Below are 24,263 nucleotides of genomic sequence, written 5' to 3' on the forward strand. Positions count from 1 at the left end.
CAAAAAGGACGGGCGGGACGCCCATCCCACAATAACAATTAAAATTGTAAGTTATTTAATTCGCGATCCTTATCAAATCCGGTCGATCGATCGGAGATGATATGATACCAATGCAACGGGTTTTAATTTATTTTTTGCTGCAGAGGAATCTCGATCGCAAATTCGGAACCTTCTCCCAATACAGAATTGCAAGAAAGCTTGCCACCGTGTTTTTCTACTATAATAGAGTGCGAAATTGCCAATCCTAAGCCAGTTCCTTTGCCAATGGGTTTAGTAGTGAAAAACGGGTCAAACAAGCGCTTTTGCACATCTTCGCTCATCCCAGGGCCGCTGTCAGCTATCCATATGGCAACGCTGTTATTGTCGGTTACTTGGGTGCGAATCGTAATTGCGAGATTTTTGTCGGTGCGATCGGATTTCTTCATCTCCATTTCCAATGCGTCTAGCGCATTGCTCAACAAATTCATAAATACTTGATTTAACTGACCGGGATAACATTCAACTAAAGGCAAATTACCGTATTCTTTAATCACATTAATTGTCGGGTGATCGGCTTTATGTTTCAGGCGGTTTTGCAAAATTAGCAGCGTGCTTTCAATGCCTTCGTGAATGTCAACTTGTTTTTTTTCGGCTTCGTCAAGTCTTGAGAAAGTCCGCAGGCTCAAAACTATGTCGCGGATGCGATCGGCTCCGACTTTCATAGATGCTAAAATTTTAGGTAAATCTTCAATGAGATAATCAATTTCCAAGTCTTCCCTTGCATCTACAATTCTTGCGGTAGGCTGCGGGTATTCTTTCTGGTAAAGTCGCAGCATTTTTAGCAAGTTTTGAGTGTATTCGCTGGTGTAGCTGAGATTGCCATAGATAAAATTAACCGGGTTGTTAATTTCGTGGGCGACACCTGCTACTAACTGTCCCAAACTAGACATTTTTTCACTTTGAATTAATTGAGTTTGGGTACGTTGGAGTTCGCGCAAAGTTTCTTCTAGCTGTTGAGTTTGAGCTTGAGCTAGTCTGGCAGCTTTGCGGGTTTGGGTGTAAAGTTCAGCGTGGTCGATCGCGATCGCAATTTGAGCGACCACCGCTTGCATCAGTTCGACTTCCGATTCGCTCCAATTTCGCACGGAGATAGCCTGATAGCAGGTAATCACCCCAATATCGCCGGCAGCAGTATGAATTGGCAGCGACAGCACTGAGTTAAAATTTGAAGCCTGGAAAAGTTCGCGCAATTCTACATCTTCAAAAGTGCTGACATCATCAATTCGCAGAATTTCTCGCCGCAAAATCTGTCGCACTGCGAGACTAGATTTGTCCTCTACAGAATAAGTGCCAATCATACTCGGCAAATCTGCATTCTTCGCTTCGTAAGTTACTTCCCAAACCGGAGGATTGTTGTTGGGGCGATACCAAGTGAAGATGCACCAATCTAGGTGCATCAGATTGCGAATTTCTTGAACTGCGGTTTCTACAATTGTGTCTAAATCTAAAGAAGTGCGGATTTGGTTGGCAATTTGATTGAGTAGTTGTTCTCTCTGAGCTTGCTGTCTGAGGGCTTGTTCCGATCGCACTAAAGTTTCTTCTGCAAGTTTGCGATCGGTTAAATCTTGGATCACTCCTTGGATAATTTTTTCATTTCCCACCTCGATGATTGTCAGCACCACTTCTGCGGGAAAATCAGTACCGTCTAAGCGCTGATGAACCCAATCAAAACGGTGCTTTCCCCGCTCAAAGGCGATGGCTATCATGTCGTGGGCCAAGCTCAAAGAATCTCTGCCGTTGGGTTGAAAAGGAGGCGAGAGTGTGCCAGGGTTTTGGCCGTACAACTGTTGCGGGGCGGTGCAGCCGAATAGTTTTAGGGTGGCTGTGTTGGCATCGGTGATGGCATTGTCACATAGCATAAAAACAGGCAAACTGGTTAATTCGTAGAGCGATCGAAATTTGGCTTCCGACTGCTGCAATGCGGCTTCTGTTTGCTTGCGATCGGTAATGTCGGCAACCATTGCCAAAGCGCCCACATAGCGTCCCTGTTTATCTACCAAGGAATTAGTAGAAACCATCGCCCACAAGTCCCTGCCGTCTCGGCTACGGAACTTAAAATCGAGCTGTTCGCGAATTCCTTCACGGCGACGTTCGAGGCTGATTTGTGCGATCGCGATGCCTTCTGCATCCATGAAAGCAAATAGCGACTTTCCGATCATTTCCTCTGGAGTGCAGCCGAGCATATTAGCCATTTTTTGGTTAACAAAAGTAGTTTTACCCTCCGTATCTATCATCCAAATTCCTTCGTCTGCTGTCTCGACAATGCACCTGTATTTTTCCTCGCTTTCTCTGAGCGCTTCTTCTGCTAACTGGCGAGCCGTAATGTTTTGAGTCATTAGCAATCCGCCGATAATTTCTTGCCGTTCGTTTCTGACTGGCAAAGTATAACCGACGTAGACGCGATCGCTGTAAATAAATTCTGTAACAACTGTTTCTCCTGCCAGTGCCGCCCGATAATTTGGCTCGACAGCAGCGCAAAAATCTGGCTCGAACACTTCCCAGATTGTCTTGCCTTCCATCAATTCTTTTGCAAGTCCCACGGCGGCTAATTCTGTACCTTCTACCAGCGTGTAGCGCATTTCTGGATCGAACAACATCACCGCACCATTAGGAATGTTGCTTGCCATAGTGCGGTAAAGCTGTTCGCTTTTTTGCAGCGCAGCTTCTGCTTGTTTGCGATCGCTAATGTCAACTACAACTGCACCGATGCCGATCGCCTCGCCATCTTTGTCTAGCAAGGGAAAATAAGAGCCTGTTAGGTGTCGGACAAACCCAGGCTTTCTGGGGTTGTCACCACTCATCTCTATGTTAATTAATGGTTGTTTTGTCCTCAAAATTTTTTCGTACAAAGGCTCTATTATGGGAGCGATATTTGGCAATATTTCGCGTACAGTCTTGCCGATGTGAGCTGCTGGGCTCAGGCAATTTATTTCTGCTAAAAATTGATTAATTTGCACGTAGCGCAACTGCGAGTCCAAAATACAAAGTCCCGCCGGAGCCTCCTTTAAAAAGGCATCAAATAGTCCTTGTCTTTGTGCTAATTCTTGTTCTAAAGCTTTGCAAACGCTGAGATCGGTTAAAGATCCCATCATCCCCACAACTTCTCCCGTGTTGTCTTTCAATAGCGAGAGCATCAGGTGCGAGTAAAATTTTTCTCCCGATTTACGGCGTGTTATAACTTCTATTTCATGCTCGCCTTTTTCTTGTAGCGGTTTGATGACTTGCTGTAACAAAAATTCGTGTTCTTCTGGCGGGTAAATTAGAGAAATGTGCTGTCCGATAGCCTCAGTTGCTTCATAGCCGTATAACTTTTGGCAGGCTTGATTCCACATGGTGATCGAGCCGTCCATATCTGTAGAAATTACCGCCTCGTGAATTTGGTCGATAATTTGACTTTGCAGGCGCAATTTTTCTTGAGCCTGTTCCAGTTCGGCGATTTTTTCTTCGAGTAGTTTATGAGTTTTTTCCAGTTCCGCAGTCTGCTTTGTCAGCAATTTTTCTAGATGTGAATTGCTGTGTGGCGACGCTGATTCTAGGGGAGCGCTATTTTGATCCCGATTATTAAAGATTTCTTCAACACTTAGCCAAATCGCGCACAGTCCCTCTGTTTCAATTGCCCGCTCGGAAACTCGCACGGGTACGAGATGCTGGTTTTTATGTTTGTATGCTGCTTCGCACAGGTGCGTGTGGCTATTTTCTGCTTGACATTCTAGATATTTTTCTGGGTGCGCGCACTGTGTTTGCTGAATTTCCCAGTAGTTGAGGTGGAGAGTTTCTGCAACTGTGCGGCCGATAATACTTGCAAAAGCTGGATTTACGTCGAGAAAAGTCCCGTCCGTCCGGCACAATGCCAGCCCTATCGGGCACAGTTCTAACAATTGGCAACGGGAGCGATTGCGCTTGGCTTTTCCTAACTGGCTTTGCATCTGACCTAGCTGGACTTGGTTTATTTAATTATATCTTTATTATCTTGTTTATTGCTGTGAGTTTTATCCTTAATTAAAAAAGAGGGAAGAAGGAAGTTCGCCAACGATCCCTCTACGGGATTTAACAAATGTAACGGATAAATGCTGAGCTTGGAGGGAAGAAGGAAGAGGTTGGAGGTTCAAGGTTCGAGGGAAGTTCGGCAACGATCGCGCGATCGGGATTTAACGGATGGATGTTGAGGAAAAAGACAAGATGGGGAAACAAAAGTGAGTAATAATCACCGGGGAGGAGGAAAGAGGGAATGAGAAGAAACCCGAAAAATCACAAAAGAAGAAGTACAAAACTGGTACAAAGACCATTAATTTATACATGGTATCTTCCCTCCAACCTTCTTCCTTCTTCCCTCTTCCGACGGACATCCATTACATCCGTGACATCCGTGACATCCGTCGAGCGAATCCGTTGCCGAACTTCCTTCAATTAATCGCGGGCAATACCTTCGGATCGGGCGGCCAACTGCACTGCACCGGCGACAGCAATGGCAACTCTTTCGTCAAAAACGGACGGTATAATGTGCTCTTTGTCAAGCTGAGAAGGACTGACTAAAGAGGCGATCGCATAAGCTGCTTCCAAGTACATAGTGGGCGTAATCGTGGCAGCTTTGCAGTCCAAAGCGCCTCGAAATATCCCCGGAAATGCCAAAACATTGTTAATTTGATTCGGGTAATCGCTGCGTCCGGTTGCTATGATCGCCGCATCTTCCATAATTAATTCTGGCTGAATTTCGGGAATGGGATTTGCCATTGCAAAAACAATGGGATTCTCGGCCATCGAACGCACCATGGATCGGGTGACTACGCCGGGGGCGCTGACGCCTAAAAATACATCGGCACCGGCGATCGCATCTTCCAAAGTACCGCTCGAAGCCACGGCAAATTCTAGTTTTTCTGGGTTCATATCCGTGCGGTCTTCGGAGAGGACGCCTTTGGAGTCGCACATGATGATGTTTTGGGCACCTGCTTTACGCAGCAAGCGGGCGATCGCCACTCCGGCCGCACCGGCTCCGTTTATCACGATACACACTTCTGAGATGGTTTTTTTGACGATTTTCAAGGCATTAATTAATGCTGCCAAACTAACAATCGCAGTGCCGTGCTGGTCGTCGTGAAAAATCGGAATATCTAAGGTTTCTCGCAATCTTGCTTCGATTTCAAAGCAGCGGGGAGAAGAAATATCTTCGAGATTAACGCCGCCAAAAACCGGGGCGATATTCTGCACTGTGCGAATAATTTCGTCGGTATCTTGGGTATTCAAACAGATAGGAAAGGCGTCAATCCCTGCAAATTCTTTAAATAGCATGGCTTTGCCTTCCATAACTGGCAGTGCGGCGGCAGGGCCGAGGTTTCCCAATCCCAAAACTGCGCTACCGTCGGTAACAATGGCAACAGTATTTTGTTTGATTGTGAGGTTATAAACTTGTTGGGGGTCATTGGCGATCGCCGTGCAGATGCGGCCCACTCCTGGAGTGTATGCCATTGCCAAATCCGACTGGCGTTTGAGGGAAATTTTGCTAACTACGCTGATTTTGCCGCCGCGGTGCAAGTTGAAAGTGCGATCGTACACTTCGAGCACTTTAATATCTGGCAGTCCTTTAACTGCTTGGACTATTTCTTCGTTATGTTCGAGGCTGTAAGCATCGACGGTGATATCGCGAACGGTAGTGGCGCGGGTTTGCTCGATCAAGTCGATTTGGCCGAAGTTGCCTCCCACAGATGCGATCGCGCTGGTGACTCTTGCGAGCATTCCCGGCTGGTTCGGCAGAGCAACCCGAATTGTTAAACTAAAGCTGGGGTTCGGTGTCAGTTTTACCATGATTCCTTGATTTCAGATTTGAGAATTTCAATCTTAGATTTTATCGCCAATGTTAGGCATAAAATTTAATAATTTAAATTTTCAACTGAAATTTTTAACAAATTCTATGAGCCTGTGGTGCGATCGCTCTGCACTGCCAGGGGTGTCGCTGGAAAACTGCTCTTTTTTTGAGTAAAGCTTTGCTCTGTTTCTAGCTGGTGACTCTCCCACAAATAGCCTATTTTCTGTCAATTTCCCCGCCAACCGCGAATATGAAGCGCGGGGGTAGAAACCCGGTTTCTGAGGTCAATCGATTTTAGATTTTAGATTTTAGATTTTAGATTAAAGAATTGAAGCATTGACCCCACGGATAAATTCGGGGACTCCTTTATCGGATACAGGTTTTTTATTTCGGGACGGATGAATCCGGGGGCTTGTATCCGGGATGCTTTCGGTCAACCTGCGGAACTATTATCTATTTTTGAGAATATTTCTGCTTATTCTGAACATCAGCAGATATTTCGCAAAAATCTATTTTCTAGCGATACCGCCTCATTCCTGCTGCTGTCTTTTGAAGCGAGACACCCAGAAGAGTTGATGCGGCTTTTTGGTGGCCTTTATTGGGAATGTAAAAAGTAGATGCACGGCTATTTTAGCCGGCAGGTAAAAATCTGAGCGACTGACAAGCGGGTCTTTGATATATATTTTGTCTGGTTTAACACTTGCCAAAGATTGTGAGTGCAACCTTGCAAACGCTCTAAATTACCTGCACGCTTTGCCCGATAATTCCAGGGATTGTAACTAACAGACAATCTACCCCGCGCCGGTACAGGCACAGGTTCAGCCGAACCTTGTTGAGTTGCTGGTTGCTAACTGTCAATTTTACCGATCGGCCGCAGCATCGGCCCATATAATTGTAAAGAATTTGCAAGCCAGACAATCTGGGGGAACTTTTTCTAAGTCTTGCAGATCAACCGGTTGCTCTGCTTCGCTGCCGGCGGGAACTATGCACAGGGCAACTTGTCCGACTCCAGCCATGAGTTCGGCAACTCGCTCCAAAATACTGTCCATTTTTTCCATTAGTTGCTCTGCTGCATCGAGACTCGGCGCGATGATGAAAAAGGTTTTGACTCCATCGGGACAAGGGGCGAAGCCAAGCGTACACTCTCGTAATAGTGCTTGGGTGGAGAGACTGAAACCGTCGTAGAAGCGAGCGATTACTGCTTGATAAAAGGCAATTGTCAGAGAGCGATCGCCAAAAATAGGTTGAGGTAACATAACTACTTCCTTTCGTAGGATTTTTGGGAGCATTGAAAAAATTTTAACATACCTTAATGTAAGCGATTTAACAAAATTATCTAGCGATCGAGATCAGTGACTAGATGTGATAAATTTTAATTTGTGTAGCGATCGCAACTGTGATAAAATGTACTCTGTGCTATCACGGCCAGTGATTTTGATCGCATCAGCAGCTCAAAGCTAAGTACAAAATTTCCTAGTAGGTGAGGAGAGGGGGAGAGGGCCAGAGCGAGAGAACCAGAGGGAAATTACCTAAGTAGTAAGAGTATTATTGGCAAAAAGTGCTGAATCTAGAGTTTAAAATAAACATCCAATCAAAATATTCAAGATGAACTCGATCGCCCAACAGTTAAAAGCAAAATTTGAAAAAGCATTCACCGCTGCATTCGGCGAAAGTTATGCAGGTGCAGATCCGATGCTAGCCGCCGCCAGCAATCCCAACTTTGGGGACTTTCAGTGCAACGCGGCGATGAGTTTGGGGAAAAAGTTAGGAAAGCCCCCACGGGCGATCGCCTCGACAATCATCGAAAACCTAGATATTACTGACATCTGCGAAACCCCAGAAATCGCCGGGCCAGGTTTTATCAATTTGAAGCTGAAACCGGCTTATTTGGAAGCGCAAATTAGTGCGATCGCCGCCGACTCGCGTTTGGGGATTGAACCAGCGAAAACGCCTCAGACAATCGCGATCGACTTTTCGAGTCCGAATATAGCCAAAGAAATGCACGTCGGACATTTGCGATCAACCATCATCGGAGATGCGATCGCCCGCATCCTCGAATTTCAAGGCCACGACGTACTCAGAATCAACCACATCGGCGACTGGGGCACCCAATTCGGAATGCTGATCGCATACTTGCGCGAAGTTCACCCCGAAGCCCTCACAACCGCTGACGCCTTAGACTTAGGCGATTTAGTCGCATTTTACCGCCAAGCAAAACAGCGCTTTGACGCAGACGAAACTTTCAAAGAAACCGCCCGCCAAGAAGTAGTAAAACTGCAAGCAGGCGCCGAAGACACCCGCCGCGCTTGGAAATTGCTGTGCGATCAATCGCGCCGCGAATTTCAAGTAATCTACGATTTGCTCGATATCCAATTAACCGAACGCGGCGAATCGTTTTACAATCCATTATTGCCCGCAGTAGTCGAAGATTTAACCAACTTAGGTTTGCTAGTAGAAAGTGACGGCGCAAAATGCGTTTTTGTAGACGGTTTCACCAACAAAGAAGGCGAACCACTGCCACTAATTGTCCAAAAAACCGACGGCGGATACAACTACGCCACAACAGATTTAGCAGCAGTGCGCTACCGCATCCACAAAGACAATGCAAAGCGCATAATTTACGTCACAGATTCAGGACAAGCAAACCATTTTGCCCAAGTATTTGCAGTAGCCAGAAAAGCCAATTGGATTCCTGAAGATGTCGAAATTGTCCACATTCCCTTCGGTTTGGTATTGGGAGAAGACGGCAAAAAACTCAAAACTCGTTCTGGGGAAACGGTGCGGTTGCAGGATTTGTTAGATGAGGCGATCGTCCGCACGCGCCAAGATTTAGAAGACAGATTAAAAGCAGAAGAAAGACAAGAAACTGAGGAATTCATTGCTAACGTATCTCGAACAGTTGGTTTGAGTGCGGTTAAGTATGCCGATTTAAGTCAAAATCGCGCCAGCAACTATATTTTTAGTTACGACAAGATGCTCGCCTTGCAAGGAAATACTGCTCCTTATATGCTGTATGCTTACGTGCGCGTGCAGGGAATTCGCCGCAGAGGTGAAATTAATTTTGATAACTTAGATGCTGGTGCGAAAGTAATTTTGCAATCCGATGCCGAGTTGGTATTGGCAAAGCATTTATTGCAGTTGAATGAAGTTGTAAATGCTGTGGGCGGTGACTTGTTGCCGAATCGAATTTGTCAGTATTTGTTTGAATTGAGTCAAAAGTTCAATCAATTTTTTGAGCAATGTCCGGTTTTGAAAGCTGAGGAACCGTTGCGGACTTCGCGGTTGATTTTGTGCGATTTGACGGCGAGGACTTTGAAGTTGGGTTTGGAGTTGTTGGGGATTAAGGTATTGGAAAGAATGTAAGCGGTAAGGGGTGCGGGGCGCGCACCCTACATTATTTAGTTGCGGTGCTCCGTGCGCTACATTATTTAGTTGCGGTGCGCCGAAGCGCACCCTACATATTTAATTCGCTAGCCCATTTCTCCAATTAAGTTTAGCGCATTATTTCCAACTTTCTAAGATGTCTTGAAACATCTTTTTAGCCATCGGGTGATCGTTGCGATATCTCACAAAAATTTCCAACTTGCGCGCAGATTTTAGTTAAGTTTAATATTTTTTTTAACACAACTATTGCATCGGTAACAAACTTATAGTAAATTTACAATTTATCGGGGAATGCACAGCCATTACCTATTAAGGCCTCCTCGATAAAAATTAAAAACATGAACGAAACAAAAGTTTTCGGAATGCCAGCAGAAAAAGGCCGCTGGTTGTTCGTTCCGCTGGGAATCACGGTCTTGCTTTGTCTGGGTACAGTTTATTCTTGGAGTATCTTTAGAAAGCCACTAGAAAAGCAGCTCGATATCGGTGCAACGGATAGTTTATTGCCGTTTACCGTATTGTTAGTAGTTTTTGCCGTACTGATGCCAATTACCGGCTTTTTTATCGATCGATACGGTTCTCGCACCGTGACCGCAGTCGGCGGCGTCGTTACGGGAATCGGCTATATTTTATCGGCATTTGCACCTAATCTTACTGTCCTGGTACTCACCTATGGAATTATCGGCGGTGCCGGGGTGGGAATTGCTTACGGCGTACCGCTAGCAGTAGCAGCCAAGTGGTTTCCCGATAAAAAAGGATTGGCAGTTGGGCTAACAGTAATCGGGTTTGGTTTGTCGCCTTTAATTACCGCACCGATTGCCAAATATTTAATCGATACCTATCAAATACCGCAAACATTTCTGATTTTAGGCATCGCTTTTACCGTCATTATTTTGGCAATTTCGACCGTTTTGAAAATGCCTCCAACTGGATGGACGCCTGCGGGATTTGCGGCCGCCCGATCGGGAACAGCGGTAAATAGCCCGATCGCACCGATGATGAAATCTCCCGCATTTTACGGGCTGTGGGTGTGCTACACAATTGGCACGCTGGTGGGATTGGGCGCGATCGGAATTTCTTCTCCCGTGGCGCAGGAAATTATTAAATTAGACGCGGGAACGGCTGCGGCAACGGTTTCTCTGTTTGCCATATTTAACGGTATGGGGCGTCCGATGTTTGGTTGGATAACCGATCGATTTAAGCCAAAATATGCCGCGATAGCCAACTACATTCTCATCTTAATCGCATCGATTATGATGACTCAGGCAGGCGTTGGACAAGTCGCAACTTATATCATTGCGTTTTGTTTGTTCTGGCTGTCGTTAGGAGGATGGCTGGCGATCGCGCCCACGGCAACTTTAACTTTATTCGACCCCACAGACTACGCGAAAAACTACGGCATTGTGTATACAGCCTACGGAGTTGGAGCGTTTTTCGGTACAATTGCTGCGGGGAAAATTCGCGATACTTTTGGCAGCTATACCAACGCTTTTTACATTACCGCAATTCTTGCGGTTGTTGGCATCATCACCGCCGTGTTTGCGCTGAAGGGAGGGGTTAAAATTGCAGCCGAAGCCGATGTTTCTTAATCGGGACTGGCGCACCCCCGATCGCAGAAACCGGGTTTTTTAGGAAAATATGGGATTTGAGCCGTGAATATCGGTGAACAACCCAGTTTCTCGGCTTTTCCAATTTTCTAAGATATCTTTAAACATCTTTACAGCAATTTGGCGATCGTTATCTCTCACAAATATATCGTAATTGGGGCTTGAGTTAATTTCAATCAACCAATATGCTCCTTTTGTATCTAGCGCGATGTCAAGCCCCGCATAATTAATCGCAATTTCAGCAAAAACAGGTTTAACAAAATCTTCAATCTCAGACATGAGTTTGGGGTTAATTATATGTTTGGCTTTTGCACCTTCCCAGTGCAGCGGGCTTAAATTGCCCGCAAATTTAGCCTGAGATTTGTCTTTCTCGTACAGCAAAACTAGCTTTTCTTTGCAGAAGACAGCCCGATATTCGTGGGCAATTTCGATATATTCTTGAGCTAGCGCCACATAGTCATAATCTTTGCTGTTGACATTAAATATAATTTCTAGCGCTGCTTTAATTTGCTCTCTACTTTCACACAAAAAAACATTGTTGCCCCCAGCACCGCGATTTCTTTTGAGAATCACCGGCAAAGCGAATTTTTTGTTGACTTCTAAAACTATTGATTCAATATCTGGGAAACTCAAATACTTTTTATACTTCTCCTCGCAGTGAGGCGAGACAAAACCGACAGTTCGGGGAGTATTTATTTTGCCGTTTAATAGTTGATAGGTATATTCTTTGTCTTTGAAAATCTCTGCTAATGACGCGCTGTTAAATGGCGTCATGTAATTGACAAAATAATATTCTTCGCCGCCATTTTTGACTCTAATCAAGTTTTGAGAAGGATGCAGGATTTCGTAAGGGATATTTAATTCCTCACAAGCTGCCAGCAGGATTTGAATATTGGTTAGCATAAAATGTAATTTAACTTGTGACTCTTAATTTTTTCTGTACGCTCAGTCAATATCTCGCCAGTGACGAGCATCCACAAATCGGGACAAATGCCCCACATTTGTGGTAGCAATAACAACCGCTTCTCCACTGCCACGAAGCAGCAAAGCTTGAGCTGCTAAAATCACATCTCCATCAAGTTCTTTGGGATCTGCTGTCGGCATTCCTGCCTGACGCGATGCCGCCCACAAATCGGCCGCTTTGAGAATTACTGGCGTTGTTATCGGCAAGTATTCCAGCCAGCGAGATTTGCATTCGTTAAGGCGTTTGATACCTGCCAACTTATTTGCCCGCAATAACTCGCGCCGCACTTCATAATCTGCTATTTCAGGTAAAATCATCCTGTAGCCTTTAAATAGCAAAGATTCTACCCAAAGTTGGCACTCTACAGTCACAGGTGGCCCCTTGGGATTTGTTAATATTCCCAGAGGCCCAGAATCCAATAAAACTATCATTTTTGTTGCACAAATAACGGTCGGTTCGACGAAAGCCTGTCTTCGTCTAATACTTTTTGCAAATATTCAAATGTCTCTGTTTGTTCCTCGGCGTCTCCTTCTTCTCGCCACTTTTGCAACCACTCTATTGCTGCTAAATTCCTCTGCATTTGTTCTTCCTTCGTCCTTTGCGGAACTAGGGGCAAGGTATTGCTATTGAAAGGATTTATCCATTGGCTTAACCGCATATCGATCGCTTCCGCAATTATCGCTTTCAATTCTCCAACGGTCAAGTCTGATACTCGTTTGGTTTCGAGAATTATCGCTTGCAGTTCTTCAACTGTCAGGTCTGCTACTCGTTTGGTTTCCATTTTGCAACCTCATTCTTTCAAACTTATCTGAAAAAGTTGAGATTCGAGAATCTCTCTCAAACCTCAAATTCTATCAAATTCTATCCAAACAACCGCTGCTGTCCGTTTGCCGCATCTTTCCCGGCATAAATCTCGCGAGTTCCCTTGGGAATGTAAATCCAATCGAATTCTTGCAAGCGGTTTGTCAAATTGGAAATGCTCACTCCCAATTCATCTCTCATTTTGTATAAATGCGACCACTTTGTTAAATCGCGTCCCTGTCTTTTTTCCTCCAAAATACACCGAGGCATCAACAAACAGCTTGCAAAATATTGTGCTTGCCATTCGATCGACAAAACCTTATTCTCAGCACTCGCACCCCGACAAACAAACGGTTCCTCGACATCCTGGGCGGTTTTTCCTTCATTCCCTAAGTTTAATTCCAACTGTTCCACAGTGCCGTCTGCTTCGTCTTGATTGACGTGTAGCACCCAGTGGCCGATTTCGTGGGCGATCGTCGATTCGATGAAGCCTGGGGGTTTTTCGAGAATCTGTTCGTTGATTTCGATTAACCGCTGCTGCGGCAAAATCCTCGCCGCGATCGCACCTTCTTCATCCGGCTCAATGCACTCCCAAACTACGCCCAAATCCAGAAAATCAGCAACCGTTGTCGCATCAAAAGGCCATCTCGGAGCAAAATTTTGCGTTTTCTGCATCTGCATCAAGATGTCATTTGCCAAACGCTCGATCGATTCTTTGGGATAGAAGCAATACGGCTTAAAAATACTCACTATGAGGGGCCTCTCTTACGCTTCAAAAGACTGTTTGAGCCAATCTGGATTTTCTTGCATCCGGCGGAAAAGAGCCTGCATTTCCTTCGGATTCTGCTTCAGCAGCGCTTCGTACTGCTGCGGCAGCCTCCCCGCCAAGAAAATCAATTCCTCTTCGTTTATGTCGAGATTTCGCGCTAATGCTCGGATTACCTCCTCTTTTGGCGCATAATCCGCTCGATCGTTCTCCAACTTCGACAAATAAGTAAAGTCCACACTTAGCATAGCTGCTAGCTCACGTTGTGAGTAAGCTTTGTCCTTGCGAGCTTGACGGATCAGTCTTCCAAATGTTTGTTCCACGGTTTTTCGCCTCCTGACAAGCATTCTAGCCTGTTTTGATGAAAAGTTCAACAAAATACTTGACGGGAAAATCAACCCGCGCTACCATGAGGTTAGTTGACGGTTTAATCAACCCGCTAACCCAGACTGGTAGAGTTAACGGTGCAAATTAGCCTAGCTCACACGCTACATATAGCGCCTTTAAATTCAGAGGAGTGAGAAGCGCTGGGCGTCAAAACGCTTGTACGCAGCAAATAAGGAGGAGCAGATCGCAAATGCTGAGAACCTGGACAGACACGCATTACAAGCTCGAAGACGATGACTGGCTATACATCGCCACCCACGAAGAACAAAGCTCAGCCTCACTGGTTTGTCCCGGCTATGCGCGGGATGGCGAAGGCTTCAGCATCCACTTCACCCCAGCACACCTAGAAACATTAGAGCATTTGCTCGCCGCGCTGCGGATTATCAAAGCTCAACAAGAGGCGATGCTTGAGTATACCTATCCAGAACCAAAAGCGACAACACATCTCATTAGGTAATCGAAGTTCTGCTACGAGCAATGTACGAGATTTAACGGATTACCAACTACCAATTCTCCGTAAAGCAGCAATAAATAACTAAGGAAAAACGAACAATGACTACTAAAACACAAGAAAGACCTACATTTTCAGTATTTGGTGCCAAACCGAGCAATGCTTTGCTAGTACCAGAAATCCCGATCGCAGTGCGTAACAATTGCCAAAGTGGCCAATGGGCGATCGGCGATACAGACTACGGTTCCAAGTGTTCCATGACAATCCTCAAATTCTCCAAATTCTTCGGTTCCCTCGGTCAAACTTCCCACACACTGTGGGGTCAACTGTGGTTTGTCGCAGAAAGTGGCGAACTGCCGCAAGGAGTTGTCATGGTGACCTACATCAAAAACCGCAGCTTGAACGATTTTAACCGCTTGGTAGCATCAGTTCAATCTCGCGGCGTAGAACCTGCAACCGGAATTTTTGTTCCCGAATTTGTCAAGCATTCCGGCCAGAAACCAGACGACAGCGGAGTAGTAAAACCGATCAACTACTACAGCTTAAAATGGTCTTGGAACGAGCGGAAAGATTGGGCGGTTATCGACCAAGCCGCAGCAGTTTTGTCAGATTCTAGCAATCAATCGCGGATGATTGACTTAGAAGGAACAAGGGCAATGGTGTGTTTAGATAACCTGCCGGCGCAGCAAGTTGCCTGCTTGATGGCTGCTCACGCTGGCGGTGAAAACGATGCTATGGCTTTGAATTCCAACGGCAGTATTTCGCTGCCGCCAGCCGAAGAGCAATTAACTGCTGACTTGTTCTAATTTTGTTGTAAAGGCGCGATTTAATCGCGCCTTTGCCATAACTGTTATAACAGACTGAAATGAAGAAATTAACCAAGCTGAAAACCAAACCAAACCTGCAAGAAAGTCGTTTGAGAGAGAATCTTGAGCTGCTCGACCAAATTCGGGCAGACGCAGTTAACGACATCGAAAGTCTCACCGAAGACTTCCAGCACATGACTTTAGTTGCCGAATCAGTCCAGCGGAATTACCGAGCTTTGTTAGCCGAAAATCAATTGCTAAAAGGCGCACTTTTGAGTATAATTGATGAGTGCGCCTGCTGGGAAGGAAATCGGTGCGATCGCTGCTGGAAAATTCTCAGAACTCTAGCCAGCGCCAATCCCGAAGAAAAACCCGACGCAGCCAGAAAATACCAAGCTATTCTCAGCCAACTCCGCAACTTAGAATAACTGAGAAAGTCTCACTCAAAAGCCTCGAAAAGTTATAATCAGGAGAAGAAACAATTATGACACTAGCAACTGCCAAGGATAGCAAAGCCCAAATTTTGCAAAACTTTCAGCAGATTTTAGCAGACAAAAAAAAGATCGAATCCAAAGTAGAAACCAAAGAACAGTCAGCCGAAAAAGCCAAAAACAAACAACTCCTAGAAGTCGCTTCCACCTACACAATTGACAGCATCGTCAAAGGCTTGGCCGACTTACAATTAGATTTCGGCAGCATCATCAGCGGACTTTCCGAAAAACTAAAGGCGGAATCTTCCAAATTAGACGAATTAAAACGCGCGATCGAAATCGAAGCCCAACAATTGCAAGAGTTGCAGCAAATCAGAGTTGTAGCAGACGCCCTCCACATTTTAACTCAAGAGCACCGAGAAAAATTGACCCTGCTCGAACAAAACGCTGCTAACCAACGCGAAATTATCGAAAAAGACACGACCCAAAAACGCAAGGTTTGGGAAAAAGAACAGCAAGAATTCGAGGCAGTAGTTCAAGAAGAGGCTGCACTCATAACTAAAAAGCGCCAGGAAGAAACAGCAGATTATCAATACGAATTACAGCGCACTCGCAAAATAGAAACCGACGAATACGAAGAAACGAAGCGCAAACTAGAACGGGACTTGCAAGAATCTACTCGCGAAAAAGAGAAAAATTGGGTGGAACGGGAAAAATTCCTCAGCGACAATCAAGCGGAGTTTGAAGAGAATCAAAGAAAAGCCGCCGGATTTGAAGAAGAACTCAAACAGGCTTATGTCAAAGCCAAAGAAGAAGCAATTCAAGAAGTTTCCCGCGAAGCTAAAGTCAAGGCAGATTTAGTGGATAAAGAATGGGAAAGCACTAAGCAAGGATATGAATTGAAAGTCCAATCTTTGCAGCAGACTATTGGGCGACAAACCGAACAAATCGCCGAAATTTCCGCCCAACTGCAAGCCACGATGAAGCAAGCGCAAGATTTGGCAATGAAAGCTTTTGCCAGCAAAGCTTAAAACCTAGTAGGGTGTGCAATGCCCACCTTACGAAAAAATGACAGAAATTTTCCACGCTATTAAGAAATGAAAAGTCATGAACAAAAAAGTTAGCGACAAAAGCACCAAGGCTGAAATCTTAGAAGCGTACAAGGAAGCAGCGCAAGAAAAAGCGCAGTTAGAATCGCAAATCCAACAGCTAAACGCTTCCCAAAAGCAAACAGCAGCCCCACAAAAACCTATTGTGGAGGCACAAAAACCAATGGCTTTAACTCAAAATCCACAAAAAATGCAGTCCACAATCGACAATTTAATCTTACTGCAATTTGGCTTTGGTGGGGCTGTCAGCGAGTTGTCGGAAAAATTAACTTCAGAAGCTGGTAAAGTCGAAGAATTGCGGCGCACTGTGGGCGAGGAAATTCAACAACTGCAAGAGTTGCACAGTTTAGAAGATGTTGCAGAAGATACGCTGGACAATTTAATTCAACAGTACGAAGAAAGTGCGAAAACTTTTGCTGGCGAACTCAGCGAACAGCGCGAAACTGTTGAACAGGAATTGTTGGAACGGCGGCAAGCGTGGGAAAAAGAGCAGGAACTCCATAAGTTGGCTGTTAAAGAACGCAATGAGAATCAGCAAAAAGCTCGCCAGCGGGATGAAGAATTGTATAGTTACGATTTGAATCTTCAGCGAGATATGGACATCGAAGAATATGAACAGCGCCAGAAAAGGCTGTATCAAGAAATCGAAGAGTTTCAGCAAGAACAGGAGAAACAGTGGGCGGAACGCGAAAAATTAATTGCGGAACGCGAAAAACTATCTGCCGAAGTTAAAGCTAAGGTAGAAGCTTTCCCGAAAGAACTGGAAGCGAATATCAAGAACGGGAAAGATAACGGCCGCAATATTGGCAATTATCAAGCTAAAGTTAAGGCTGATTTGTCTGCTAAAGATATCGAAGGGCAAAAGCAAAATTATGAACTGCAAATTCAAGGGATGTTGCAGACAATTCAAAATCAAGATGCGCGCCTTGCTAGCTTGTCGAAACAACTGGATTCTGCTTTGAAACAGGTTCAAGATTTGGCGGTAAAAGCAATTGAAGGTGCGTCGAATTTGAATTCGTTCCAAGCAGTGAGGGAAATTGCGATCGAACAAGCGAAGACTCAGCAGAAAAATAAGTAGATAAGTAAGATAAGTAGAAAAGCTGTTGTGCGTTTAAATGGAATATTCCGGGCGGGCTAGAAGCCCACCCCACAATAGTTTCAATAAACAGTTCAAATTAAATGCACAACAGCTTAAGATAAGTCGGCGGTTGAAACCGATCCTAGACAAACTTTCGTCCGCGCAACACGAGACTAGGAGAAGCTTACTACACAGGTCGTCTCCTGTGCGTACTGGGTGCATTACGCTATTTTGAGAAAAAACAAGCTTTCCTTAGTCCTGTTTTAAAACTGTCCACTCGCTGCGAGTCTTCCTTGAGGCTCAAACCCTATCTACAGCGTTTTAATTTTTAGTAAAAAGTTCGATCGCACTGTTCACTTATCGAAACTGTCCCCTGCTCTCCTGACCGCTTCACTCACGCTTTCTATGCTTTAAGTTAATCCACCAAAAGATATATTTGACTTAGAGGCACTATGCAGAAACAAATCATACGCCAAAAAGATACTAATGCTTGGATACTTCAGTGCTGGGTTTCTTTTATTCTTGCGCTTTCCGCCACTACTGTAGGTATCATTTATTTAGAGGTAGACCCCTGGCAGAAAGCTTTTATGGGTATGGGTTTAACTTTTTCAGTCGGCTCGTCTTTTACTTTAGCAAAAACCATTCGCGATAACAACGAGGCAACAACATTAACTGCCAGAATCGACGAAGCTAGAGTTGAGAAAATTCTCGCTGAGCACCATCCTCTCAAATAAATTTAATTATACAATGTATACAAAAAACAGCCCGGGCGGGCTGTTTTTGTTTTTTGAGCCACAGGTTTCAAGCTGCGGATGGGAATTGGGGATTTCAATGGCTACCTTTGAACTTACGATCGCCCAACTTATTCTTTTGGCGCTGGCGAATACCGGCCTGAACTGTCGCCATATCCACCGGAAAACCAACGACAGGAATCACCTGATCCTTGCGTTCTTCTTCCAGATTCTTGAGTTCGGTGTAATCAACCCAGTGAATGCAATTCACCGGACAAGTGTCGATCGCCTCAGCAATCAACTCTTCAGAATCCCCGTCTTGTCGAACTACGCGCGATCGACCGTAATCCGGTTCAATATAAAAAGTATTGCGAGCAACGTGAGCGCAGTGCTTGCAGCCAATGCAGGTAATTTCATCAACATAGACACCTTTTTGGCGCAATACCCCGCCCAACTCCGGTTCCAAACCAGAGCGATCGGGCGCATCCCGCAAAAATCCCCCCAACTCCGGCTCTAAACCAGAGCGATCGATTGCTGTATCTATTCCGAGTCCAGAAAGCTCAGACATTTAGACCCCCACAATAGTAAATAAGTCCGCAAAAGCGGACTTTGATGAGACAAGATTGCAAAAATCTCGAAAAAAAATTATTAAGCGCACCAGCGTTGCACCACCAAGCGGAGCGAACCGTCTTGATTTTGCTTTTGCTCAGAAATTTGGAAACCCTGCTTAGCGCTTTCATTCACCACAGTATGGTAAGCATAGCGCTGAGTCACCTTATTCAGAAAACGGTCTACAGACCAAGCTTGCTGCCAAAACTGCAAGTCAGCCACCAATTCATACTCAGTCCCGTTCCAGCTAAAACCTACGTCGTAGCCGTTTGTTTGCTCAATCACGACCTCAGCGGTGCTGGTTAGGCCGCGATAGCCACGCACCTCAGTTGGGCCCGACTTCCAGTCGATACCCAAGTCAGTTAAAGCAGCTTCCAAAGAATTCAAATTGCGGATCTGGGTCTTAATTTGGCTAAAGTGTGACATGGTGATTCCAAAAAAATTTAAGTGAACTCAACAAAAAAAATTACCAATCGCTAAAAGCCACTTGGGCCGTCGCTTCGGCTGACTGATGCAGCGCTTGCGTGAAATATTCAGATGTTGACTCTTGGTGAAGCACCACGCCGAGCTGAGCTTCAATTGCAGCCGTTACCTCAGCACAGGAAGCACCGACAATGCCGGTGACTGTTTCCTGTACGCGGCCATCTGGATAGATCACAAACTCTAGTGTTTCCATAATGCGGGCTGACTGAATAGGAATATTGAGAACAGACACCGACACCAGCAAGCCAGGGACGATGCCTCCTGAAGTAGCTTCTTGAGAGTTGGCTGACTGACAAAGCGCTATATCAATTTTGACTAATTGATAGGTTTTGAGTCACAACTTAACAGAAGTTATTAATAGGTAGAAGCAATACATCAGTTGTATGTAAAGTTTCGCGTAGATCGTGACAGCAGTCAAGTCGATCGATTTTAGATTTTAGATTTTAGATTTTAGAGGGAGGAGGAAGGAAGAGGGCATGAACCGCAGAGGGCGCAGAGGGCGCAGAGGGAAGAAAGCAGAAGGTAAAAGGCAAAAGTATAAATTCCCCACTTCCCCTCTAATTCCCTCTGGGGTCTAAAACGTCTCGCAGGCCATCCCCCAAAAGGTTGAAACCCAGAACAGTCAAGGTAATCAGCAAACCGGGAAACAAAATAGTCCAAGGAGACGAAAGAGCGTATCCGCCCTTAAAAGCATCAGAAAGCATTGTCCCCAACTCAGGAACCGGCGGCTGTGCGCCCAAACCCAAAAAACCCAAACCGGCAGCTTCTAGTGTCGCGGTACCAGTCGAAAGAGTTGCTTGTACAACTAAAGGCGCGAGACTTCCGGGCAAAATGTGGCGAAAAATAATCCGCAAGTCGCTGGCGCCCAAGGCCTTGACAGCCAAAACAAATTCTTGTTCCCGCAGAGACAGCACCATACTGCGAGTTAAGCGGATGTAAATCGGAATTTGCACGAGGCTGACGGCGATAATTACGCTTTGCAGGCTCGGCCCGGTGACGGTAACAACGCCGATCGCCAGTAAAATCGAAGGAAAAGCTAACAAAATATCCGCCAAAGTGCCGATCGCCATTTCCAGCAACCCCCGAAAATACCCGGCCACCAGCCCCAAAAGCGTTCCCACAATTAAACCCGCACCCACAGAAACCAGGCTGACGAGTAAAGATATCCCCAATCCGTGCCACACCCGCACCAACAAATCTCGCCCCAAACTGTCGGTGCCAAACCAATGTTTAGCGCTAGGAGCCACTAAGCGCGACAAATAATCTCGATCGACCGCCGAATCGTAAGGGGAAAGTAGGGGGGCCAACAGTGCCGCGATCGTCAGCGCTACAGTCAAAATTAAGCCGATTTTCCCCGAAGTCGATCGCCAAAATCGTTGAAAAGCCGGCTGTGGAAATATTAAGTTTTTATTCCATCTTCGATTTTCCATCTTTTGCTATCACAAAAAAACTGAGGAATTAGGCAACTATTAGGATAAATTAACGCTCGCGAGCGCCCCCGACAACATCCCCACCAACCATCAGCCGTGGGATCAATCTAAAATCTAAAATCTAAAATCTAAAATCGGATGACCCTTTAAGATATAAAGAACAAGATAAATTTAAAAGCGCAATGACATCCACCCTAATCAAAACCTCCGCCCGATCGCCCCTCAACGCCCCAACAATCCGCCATTTCCCCAACGGCCTCACAGTTATAGCCGAACACCTGCCGGTCGATGCTGTTAACCTCAGCGTGTGGCTCAATTTAGGCTCAGCCGTCGAACCAGACGACATTAACGGCATGGCTCACTTTTTAGAACACATGATTTTTAAGGGAACTCCCAGCATTCCCAGTGGCGAATTTGAACGCGCGATCGAACAGCGCGGCGCTGTCACCAATGCTGCCACCAGCCAAGATTACACTAACTACTACATCACCACAGCTCCTAAAGATTTTGCCGAACTAGCTCCCCTGCAAGTCGATGTGTTGCTCAACGCCAGCATTCCCGACGACGCCTTCGATCGAGAACGGCTGGTAGTCTTAGAAGAAATTAGACGATCGGAAGACAATCCCCGCCGCCGCACCTATCAGCGATCGATGGAATTAGCCTTTGAAGTCCTGCCCTACAAGCGACCGGTACTCGGCCCGACTGCCGTAATCGAACAGTTGACAGCCCAACAAATGCGGGATTTCCACAGCAGCAGATATCACCCAGGGGCCATGACAGCCGTAGCTGTAGGCAATTTGCCAGTCGATCAACTAATAGAAATTGTCGCAGACAGTTTTGCAGCAAAAAGTACAGCACAAAACAACAAAATAAATGTGCCTGCTGTCGGTAACTTTCACCCAGAATCCCAAATCCTGAACTACGGCCAAGAATCGCCGTTTACAGAAACAGTCCGCCGCGAATTTGTAGACTCTGCCCTTCAGCAAGCCCGACTGATCGTGATGTGGCGAGTGCCAGGTTTCATGGAAATGTCCGAAACTTATGCCCTCGACGTTTTGGCGACAATTTTGGGACACGGCCGCACAACTCGCTTGGTTCAGGATTTGCGCGAAGAAAAAGGGCTAGTTTCGTCAATTTCGGTCAGCAACATGACTCAGCGACTCGGTGGCGTATTCTCTATTTCCGCTCAACTACCGACAGAAAACTTGGCTGCAGTGGAAGCTGCGATCGTCCAACACATCCGCACTCTCCAAACCGAACTGGTGACAGATGCCGAAATTTCCCGCATCCGCACTCAAGTAGCAAATCGGTTTATCTTTGGTAACGAAACTCCGAGCGATCGAGCAAGTTTGTACGGTTACTATCAGTCGATGGTAGGAGATATCGCTCCCGCCCTCAACTATGCGGCCTGCATCCAAGCTCAGACTGCGGAGGATCTCCGAGAAGCCGCTGTCAAATATCTGTCTCCCGACGCAATGGGTGTTGTGGTAATTCGCCCGGAAGAAGCATAAATCTGACTTCGCCTCAACAGGGGAATTTTCCCATCCCTCTGGTTTTGAGGCATCCAACGGCATTCGGCATTCGGCAGAAACAATGTCAACGCGCACGAGGGATTTTTAGTCAATAGTGCGTGAAATTCGATCGGCTCTCGCCTTGAAGGTTTTGTATCCAATAATTAGTATGAAGCCTTTAAGGTACGGGCGATCGGCAAAATAACCGTAATTTTATGAGACGATAAACTGGGAATTATTGATGAGCCAGCAATGTACTCTATGGAAACCGGGTTTATTGGCGATCGTAATTCTAAAATCTAAAATCTAAAATCTAAAATCGATCGATCGGCAAAATAACCGTAATTTTATGAGACGATAAACTGGGAATTATTGATGAGCCAGCAATGTACTCTAGGAAAACCGGGTTTATTGGCGATCGTAATTCTAAAATCTAAAATTTAAAATCTAAAATCTAAAATCGATTGATCGGTAAAATCACCGTAATTTTATGAGACGATAAACAGGGAATTATTGACAATCAAGCAATTTGGTCTGGGGCCACCTGATTTATCTGCGGTCGTAATTGTCAAATCTAAAATCTAAAATCTAAAATCTAAAATCGACTGACAGGGCACGCAAGCATGAAATTACAAAACTTTCTCAACTCAAACATTAGGTACGATGCCAAAGCAATCGCTGCAGACGACGAACTCAGTGGCCAAATTCAAAGTCGCCTCATTGACCTAGGTTTACTGAAACCTCCCGTAGACGGAATTTTTGGCCCTCTCTCTACCGCCACCCTCCACCGATTTCAAACTCTGATGAAGTGCGGCGAAGCGGGTTTTTTGGGAGCAGTCACAGCCAAAAAGCTGATCGAAACCAAACCAGAGGACATTCCCACACAGCCCCTGATCCTGAAAACGCTCAGAGACACCATTTTTAAATCAAAACCGGTCGCGTCTTCTCAACTTCAGGACTCAGAAAAACAAGTAATACCAGCCGGAAAAGAGTTGGAGATCCTGGCTTTTGCTCCGGCTCGCTGTCACATCAGAGTTGCTCTCCGCAACGAGTCTTTCAAAGGTTCAGGGGTTTGGTATGTTTTCGGAGGACACGCTCAAATTACTCAAGACAGCATTCTGCTTTTTCCGAAACCTAATCCCCCAACTGTCAGGCTTGGCATTCCTTATCTATCGCAAATGGATAACTTGAATAATCCTACAGGTTCTTGCAATGTAACTTCATTAGCGATGTGTCTGGACTTTTTGAAGGTGCCACGGCGCAAACAAACCGGGCAATATGAAGACGAACTTTACGAATATGCGATCGCCAAAGGTTACAGTCGTTGGGATCCCTACGATTTAGCAAAAATTGTTAGAGATTACGGCGCTCAAGATTTCTTTACCGAGAATGCAACTATTGATGACGTTCAAGATTGGCTAGCCAGCGGAAATCCCGCTGTCATCCACGGATACTTCACGTCTTTCGGTCACATTATAGTTGTCGCAGGCTACGACAGCGAGGGATTCTTCGTTCACGATCCCTATGGCGAGTGGTTCCGAACTGGCTACGATACAAGTGTCAGCGGTGCTTACTTGCACTATACTTACCGCTTAATCCGCAGCCTCTGTATACCTGACGGGCATTTTTGGGTTCATTTTATCTCTAAGTAGTAATTTGTTAGTAGTTAGTGGTTATTGGTTATTGGTTATTGGTAATAACTAACCAATAGTTGACAGTTGACTCTCAGCAAGGTCGGACACGGCATTGCCCATTGGTACCAACTTCAGCCGCAATATCGATCGGGCCCCAAATACCGCCAGGGGTTTAAACCCCTGGCTCATAGCGAAAGTCCTCTAAAAGAGGACTGAATAATTCATTAGAATTCTCCCGAAATTAG

General features: G+C 45.6%; 24 protein-coding genes. 11 read left to right on the forward strand and 13 right to left on the reverse strand.

The window, feature by feature from the left end:
• Nucleotides 1-122 precede the first annotated feature (122 nt).
• Both QUB26_RS21210 and QUB26_RS21215 read right to left on the reverse strand, forming a co-directional pair.
• The gene (locus tag QUB26_RS21210) at nucleotides 123-3,965 is read right to left on the reverse strand and encodes a PAS domain S-box protein (RefSeq protein WP_333319582.1); all 3,843 of its coding nucleotides are present in this window, start codon (nucleotides 3,963-3,965) and stop codon (nucleotides 123-125) included.
• A gap of 481 nt (nucleotides 3,966-4,446) precedes the next feature.
• A complete protein-coding gene (locus tag QUB26_RS21215) occupies nucleotides 4,447-5,838 on the reverse strand; it encodes a malic enzyme-like NAD(P)-binding protein (protein ID WP_333319584.1) in 1,392 nt (463 codons plus the stop codon).
• A 399-nt stretch (nucleotides 5,839-6,237) separates the two neighbouring features.
• On the opposite strand from QUB26_RS21215, the gene QUB26_RS21220 reads away from it, so the two are divergent.
• Nucleotides 6,238-6,456 carry a hypothetical protein gene (locus QUB26_RS21220; protein WP_333319586.1) on the forward strand — a complete coding sequence of 73 codons (219 nt, stop codon included), beginning with the start codon at nucleotides 6,238-6,240 and terminating at the stop codon, nucleotides 6,454-6,456.
• A gap of 243 nt (nucleotides 6,457-6,699) precedes the next feature.
• Here the strand turns inward: QUB26_RS21220 and QUB26_RS21225 are convergent, their stop codons facing one another.
• On the reverse strand, nucleotides 6,700-7,095 hold the full coding sequence (locus QUB26_RS21225; RefSeq protein ID WP_333319589.1) for a hypothetical protein: 396 nt from the start codon (nucleotides 7,093-7,095) through the stop codon (nucleotides 6,700-6,702).
• A gap of 349 nt (nucleotides 7,096-7,444) precedes the next feature.
• Here QUB26_RS21225 and argS point away from each other — a divergent pair, with 349 nt between their 5' ends.
• Both argS and QUB26_RS21235 read left to right on the forward strand, forming a co-directional pair.
• On the forward strand, nucleotides 7,445-9,202 hold the full coding sequence (gene argS / locus QUB26_RS21230; protein ID WP_333319592.1) for an arginine--tRNA ligase: 1,758 nt from the start codon (nucleotides 7,445-7,447) through the stop codon (nucleotides 9,200-9,202).
• A gap of 359 nt (nucleotides 9,203-9,561) precedes the next feature.
• Nucleotides 9,562-10,809, forward strand: coding sequence for an L-lactate MFS transporter (locus QUB26_RS21235; protein WP_333319594.1), 1,248 nt, complete (start codon nucleotides 9,562-9,564; stop codon nucleotides 10,807-10,809).
• 39 nt (nucleotides 10,810-10,848) lie between these two features.
• Here the strand turns inward: QUB26_RS21235 and QUB26_RS21240 are convergent, their stop codons facing one another.
• The 5 genes from QUB26_RS21240 to QUB26_RS21260 form a co-directional block, all read right to left on the reverse strand.
• Nucleotides 10,849-11,730, reverse strand: coding sequence for a YheC/YheD family protein (locus tag QUB26_RS21240; RefSeq protein ID WP_333319596.1), 882 nt, complete (start codon nucleotides 11,728-11,730; stop codon nucleotides 10,849-10,851).
• 42 nt (nucleotides 11,731-11,772) lie between these two features.
• A complete protein-coding gene (locus tag QUB26_RS21245) occupies nucleotides 11,773-12,222 on the reverse strand; it encodes a nucleic acid-binding protein (protein WP_333319598.1) in 450 nt (149 codons plus the stop codon).
• Complete coding sequence (locus QUB26_RS21250; protein WP_332983381.1) at nucleotides 12,219-12,572, reverse strand: hypothetical protein; 354 nt, start codon at nucleotides 12,570-12,572, stop codon at nucleotides 12,219-12,221. The genes QUB26_RS21245 and QUB26_RS21250 overlap by 4 nt, the downstream gene beginning before the upstream one ends.
• An 80-nt stretch (nucleotides 12,573-12,652) precedes the next feature.
• Nucleotides 12,653-13,342 carry an ImmA/IrrE family metallo-endopeptidase gene (locus QUB26_RS21255; RefSeq protein WP_333244284.1) on the reverse strand — a complete coding sequence of 230 codons (690 nt, stop codon included), beginning with the start codon at nucleotides 13,340-13,342 and terminating at the stop codon, nucleotides 12,653-12,655.
• A 15-nt stretch (nucleotides 13,343-13,357) separates the two neighbouring features.
• Entirely contained in the window at nucleotides 13,358-13,681 is a 324-nt protein-coding gene (locus QUB26_RS21260) for a helix-turn-helix domain-containing protein (RefSeq protein WP_006634885.1), read from the reverse strand.
• A 254-nt stretch (nucleotides 13,682-13,935) separates the two neighbouring features.
• Between QUB26_RS21260 and QUB26_RS21265 the strand changes: the two genes are divergently transcribed.
• From QUB26_RS21265 to QUB26_RS21290, 6 genes are all read left to right on the forward strand, one after another.
• Nucleotides 13,936-14,202, forward strand: coding sequence for a hypothetical protein (locus tag QUB26_RS21265; protein WP_006634886.1), 267 nt, complete (start codon nucleotides 13,936-13,938; stop codon nucleotides 14,200-14,202).
• Nucleotides 14,203-14,297: 95 nt separating this feature from the next.
• A complete protein-coding gene (locus tag QUB26_RS21270; protein ID WP_333244287.1) occupies nucleotides 14,298-15,002 on the forward strand; it encodes a hypothetical protein in 705 nt (234 codons plus the stop codon).
• Nucleotides 15,003-15,061: 59 nt separating this feature from the next.
• A complete protein-coding gene (locus QUB26_RS21275) occupies nucleotides 15,062-15,430 on the forward strand; it encodes a hypothetical protein (RefSeq protein ID WP_333244290.1) in 369 nt (122 codons plus the stop codon).
• Between the two features lie 56 nt (nucleotides 15,431-15,486).
• Nucleotides 15,487-16,464, forward strand: coding sequence for a hypothetical protein (locus tag QUB26_RS21280; protein WP_333244293.1), 978 nt, complete (start codon nucleotides 15,487-15,489; stop codon nucleotides 16,462-16,464).
• 76 nt (nucleotides 16,465-16,540) lie between these two features.
• Nucleotides 16,541-17,620 carry a hypothetical protein gene (locus QUB26_RS21285; protein ID WP_333319600.1) on the forward strand — a complete coding sequence of 360 codons (1,080 nt, stop codon included), beginning with the start codon at nucleotides 16,541-16,543 and terminating at the stop codon, nucleotides 17,618-17,620.
• 452 nt (nucleotides 17,621-18,072) lie between these two features.
• The gene (locus QUB26_RS21290) at nucleotides 18,073-18,354 is read left to right on the forward strand and encodes a YiaA/YiaB family inner membrane protein (RefSeq protein ID WP_333244299.1); all 282 of its coding nucleotides are present in this window, start codon (nucleotides 18,073-18,075) and stop codon (nucleotides 18,352-18,354) included.
• Nucleotides 18,355-18,448: 94 nt separating this feature from the next.
• Here QUB26_RS21290 and QUB26_RS21295 read toward each other — a convergent pair whose 3' ends face one another.
• From QUB26_RS21295 to QUB26_RS21310, 4 genes are all read right to left on the reverse strand, one after another.
• Nucleotides 18,449-18,919 carry a ferredoxin gene (locus QUB26_RS21295; protein WP_333244302.1) on the reverse strand — a complete coding sequence of 157 codons (471 nt, stop codon included), beginning with the start codon at nucleotides 18,917-18,919 and terminating at the stop codon, nucleotides 18,449-18,451.
• Between the two features lie 80 nt (nucleotides 18,920-18,999).
• Nucleotides 19,000-19,386 (reverse strand): DUF1257 domain-containing protein, encoded by a 387-nt coding sequence (locus QUB26_RS21300; protein WP_333051955.1) that lies wholly within the window; start codon nucleotides 19,384-19,386, stop codon nucleotides 19,000-19,002.
• A gap of 40 nt (nucleotides 19,387-19,426) precedes the next feature.
• A complete protein-coding gene (locus tag QUB26_RS21305) occupies nucleotides 19,427-19,636 on the reverse strand; it encodes a DUF2997 domain-containing protein (protein WP_015176940.1) in 210 nt (69 codons plus the stop codon).
• Between the two features lie 364 nt (nucleotides 19,637-20,000).
• On the reverse strand, nucleotides 20,001-20,873 hold the full coding sequence (locus tag QUB26_RS21310) for an ABC transporter permease (protein ID WP_333244305.1): 873 nt from the start codon (nucleotides 20,871-20,873) through the stop codon (nucleotides 20,001-20,003).
• A gap of 182 nt (nucleotides 20,874-21,055) precedes the next feature.
• Here QUB26_RS21310 and QUB26_RS21315 point away from each other — a divergent pair, with 182 nt between their 5' ends.
• Together QUB26_RS21315 and QUB26_RS21320 are read left to right on the forward strand one after the other, a co-directional pair.
• Entirely contained in the window at nucleotides 21,056-22,384 is a 1,329-nt protein-coding gene (locus QUB26_RS21315; RefSeq protein ID WP_333244308.1) for a pitrilysin family protein, read from the forward strand.
• A gap of 623 nt (nucleotides 22,385-23,007) precedes the next feature.
• Nucleotides 23,008-24,036, forward strand: coding sequence for a C39 family peptidase (locus tag QUB26_RS21320; RefSeq protein WP_333051967.1), 1,029 nt, complete (start codon nucleotides 23,008-23,010; stop codon nucleotides 24,034-24,036).
• Between the two features lie 48 nt (nucleotides 24,037-24,084).
• On the opposite strand, the gene QUB26_RS21325 is transcribed toward QUB26_RS21320, so the two are convergent.
• Complete coding sequence (locus QUB26_RS21325) at nucleotides 24,085-24,207, reverse strand: hypothetical protein (RefSeq protein ID WP_333319604.1); 123 nt, start codon at nucleotides 24,205-24,207, stop codon at nucleotides 24,085-24,087.
• Nucleotides 24,208-24,263: the final 56 nt, after the last annotated feature.

It is taken from the genome of Microcoleus sp. B4-C1, assembly GCF_036705285.1.
In the GTDB taxonomy this organism is placed as follows: Bacteria; Cyanobacteriota; Cyanobacteriia; order Cyanobacteriales; family Microcoleaceae; genus Microcoleus.

Bases quoted from the DNA above. Each gene is read 5' to 3' on its own strand.
- QUB26_RS21210 (WP_333319582.1), bottom strand. From the start codon at position 3,965: ATGCAAAGCCAGTTAGGAAAAGCCAAGCGCAATCGCTCCCGTTGCCAA.
- QUB26_RS21215 (WP_333319584.1), bottom strand. From the start codon at position 5,838: ATGGTAAAACTGACACCGAACCCCAGCTTTAGTTTAACAATTCGGGTT.
- QUB26_RS21220 (WP_333319586.1), top strand. From the start codon at position 6,238: ATGAATCCGGGGGCTTGTATCCGGGATGCTTTCGGTCAACCTGCGGAA.
- QUB26_RS21225 (WP_333319589.1), bottom strand. From the start codon at position 7,095: ATGTTACCTCAACCTATTTTTGGCGATCGCTCTCTGACAATTGCCTTT.
- argS (WP_333319592.1), top strand. From the start codon at position 7,445: ATGAACTCGATCGCCCAACAGTTAAAAGCAAAATTTGAAAAAGCATTC.
- QUB26_RS21235 (WP_333319594.1), top strand. From the start codon at position 9,562: ATGAACGAAACAAAAGTTTTCGGAATGCCAGCAGAAAAAGGCCGCTGG.
- QUB26_RS21240 (WP_333319596.1), bottom strand. From the start codon at position 11,730: ATGCTAACCAATATTCAAATCCTGCTGGCAGCTTGTGAGGAATTAAAT.
- QUB26_RS21245 (WP_333319598.1), bottom strand. From the start codon at position 12,222: ATGATAGTTTTATTGGATTCTGGGCCTCTGGGAATATTAACAAATCCC.
- QUB26_RS21250 (WP_332983381.1), bottom strand. From the start codon at position 12,572: ATGGAAACCAAACGAGTAGCAGACCTGACAGTTGAAGAACTGCAAGCG.
- QUB26_RS21265 (WP_006634886.1), top strand. From the start codon at position 13,936: ATGCTGAGAACCTGGACAGACACGCATTACAAGCTCGAAGACGATGAC.
- QUB26_RS21270 (WP_333244287.1), top strand. From the start codon at position 14,298: ATGACTACTAAAACACAAGAAAGACCTACATTTTCAGTATTTGGTGCC.
- QUB26_RS21275 (WP_333244290.1), top strand. From the start codon at position 15,062: ATGAAGAAATTAACCAAGCTGAAAACCAAACCAAACCTGCAAGAAAGT.
- QUB26_RS21280 (WP_333244293.1), top strand. From the start codon at position 15,487: ATGACACTAGCAACTGCCAAGGATAGCAAAGCCCAAATTTTGCAAAAC.
- QUB26_RS21285 (WP_333319600.1), top strand. From the start codon at position 16,541: ATGAACAAAAAAGTTAGCGACAAAAGCACCAAGGCTGAAATCTTAGAA.
- QUB26_RS21290 (WP_333244299.1), top strand. From the start codon at position 18,073: ATGCAGAAACAAATCATACGCCAAAAAGATACTAATGCTTGGATACTT.
- QUB26_RS21295 (WP_333244302.1), bottom strand. From the start codon at position 18,919: ATGTCTGAGCTTTCTGGACTCGGAATAGATACAGCAATCGATCGCTCT.
- QUB26_RS21300 (WP_333051955.1), bottom strand. From the start codon at position 19,386: ATGTCACACTTTAGCCAAATTAAGACCCAGATCCGCAATTTGAATTCT.
- QUB26_RS21305 (WP_015176940.1), bottom strand. From the start codon at position 19,636: ATGGAAACACTAGAGTTTGTGATCTATCCAGATGGCCGCGTACAGGAA.
- QUB26_RS21310 (WP_333244305.1), bottom strand. From the start codon at position 20,873: ATGGAAAATCGAAGATGGAATAAAAACTTAATATTTCCACAGCCGGCT.
- QUB26_RS21315 (WP_333244308.1), top strand. From the start codon at position 21,056: ATGACATCCACCCTAATCAAAACCTCCGCCCGATCGCCCCTCAACGCC.
- QUB26_RS21320 (WP_333051967.1), top strand. From the start codon at position 23,008: ATGAAATTACAAAACTTTCTCAACTCAAACATTAGGTACGATGCCAAA.
- QUB26_RS21325 (WP_333319604.1), bottom strand. From the start codon at position 24,207: ATGAGCCAGGGGTTTAAACCCCTGGCGGTATTTGGGGCCCGATCGATA.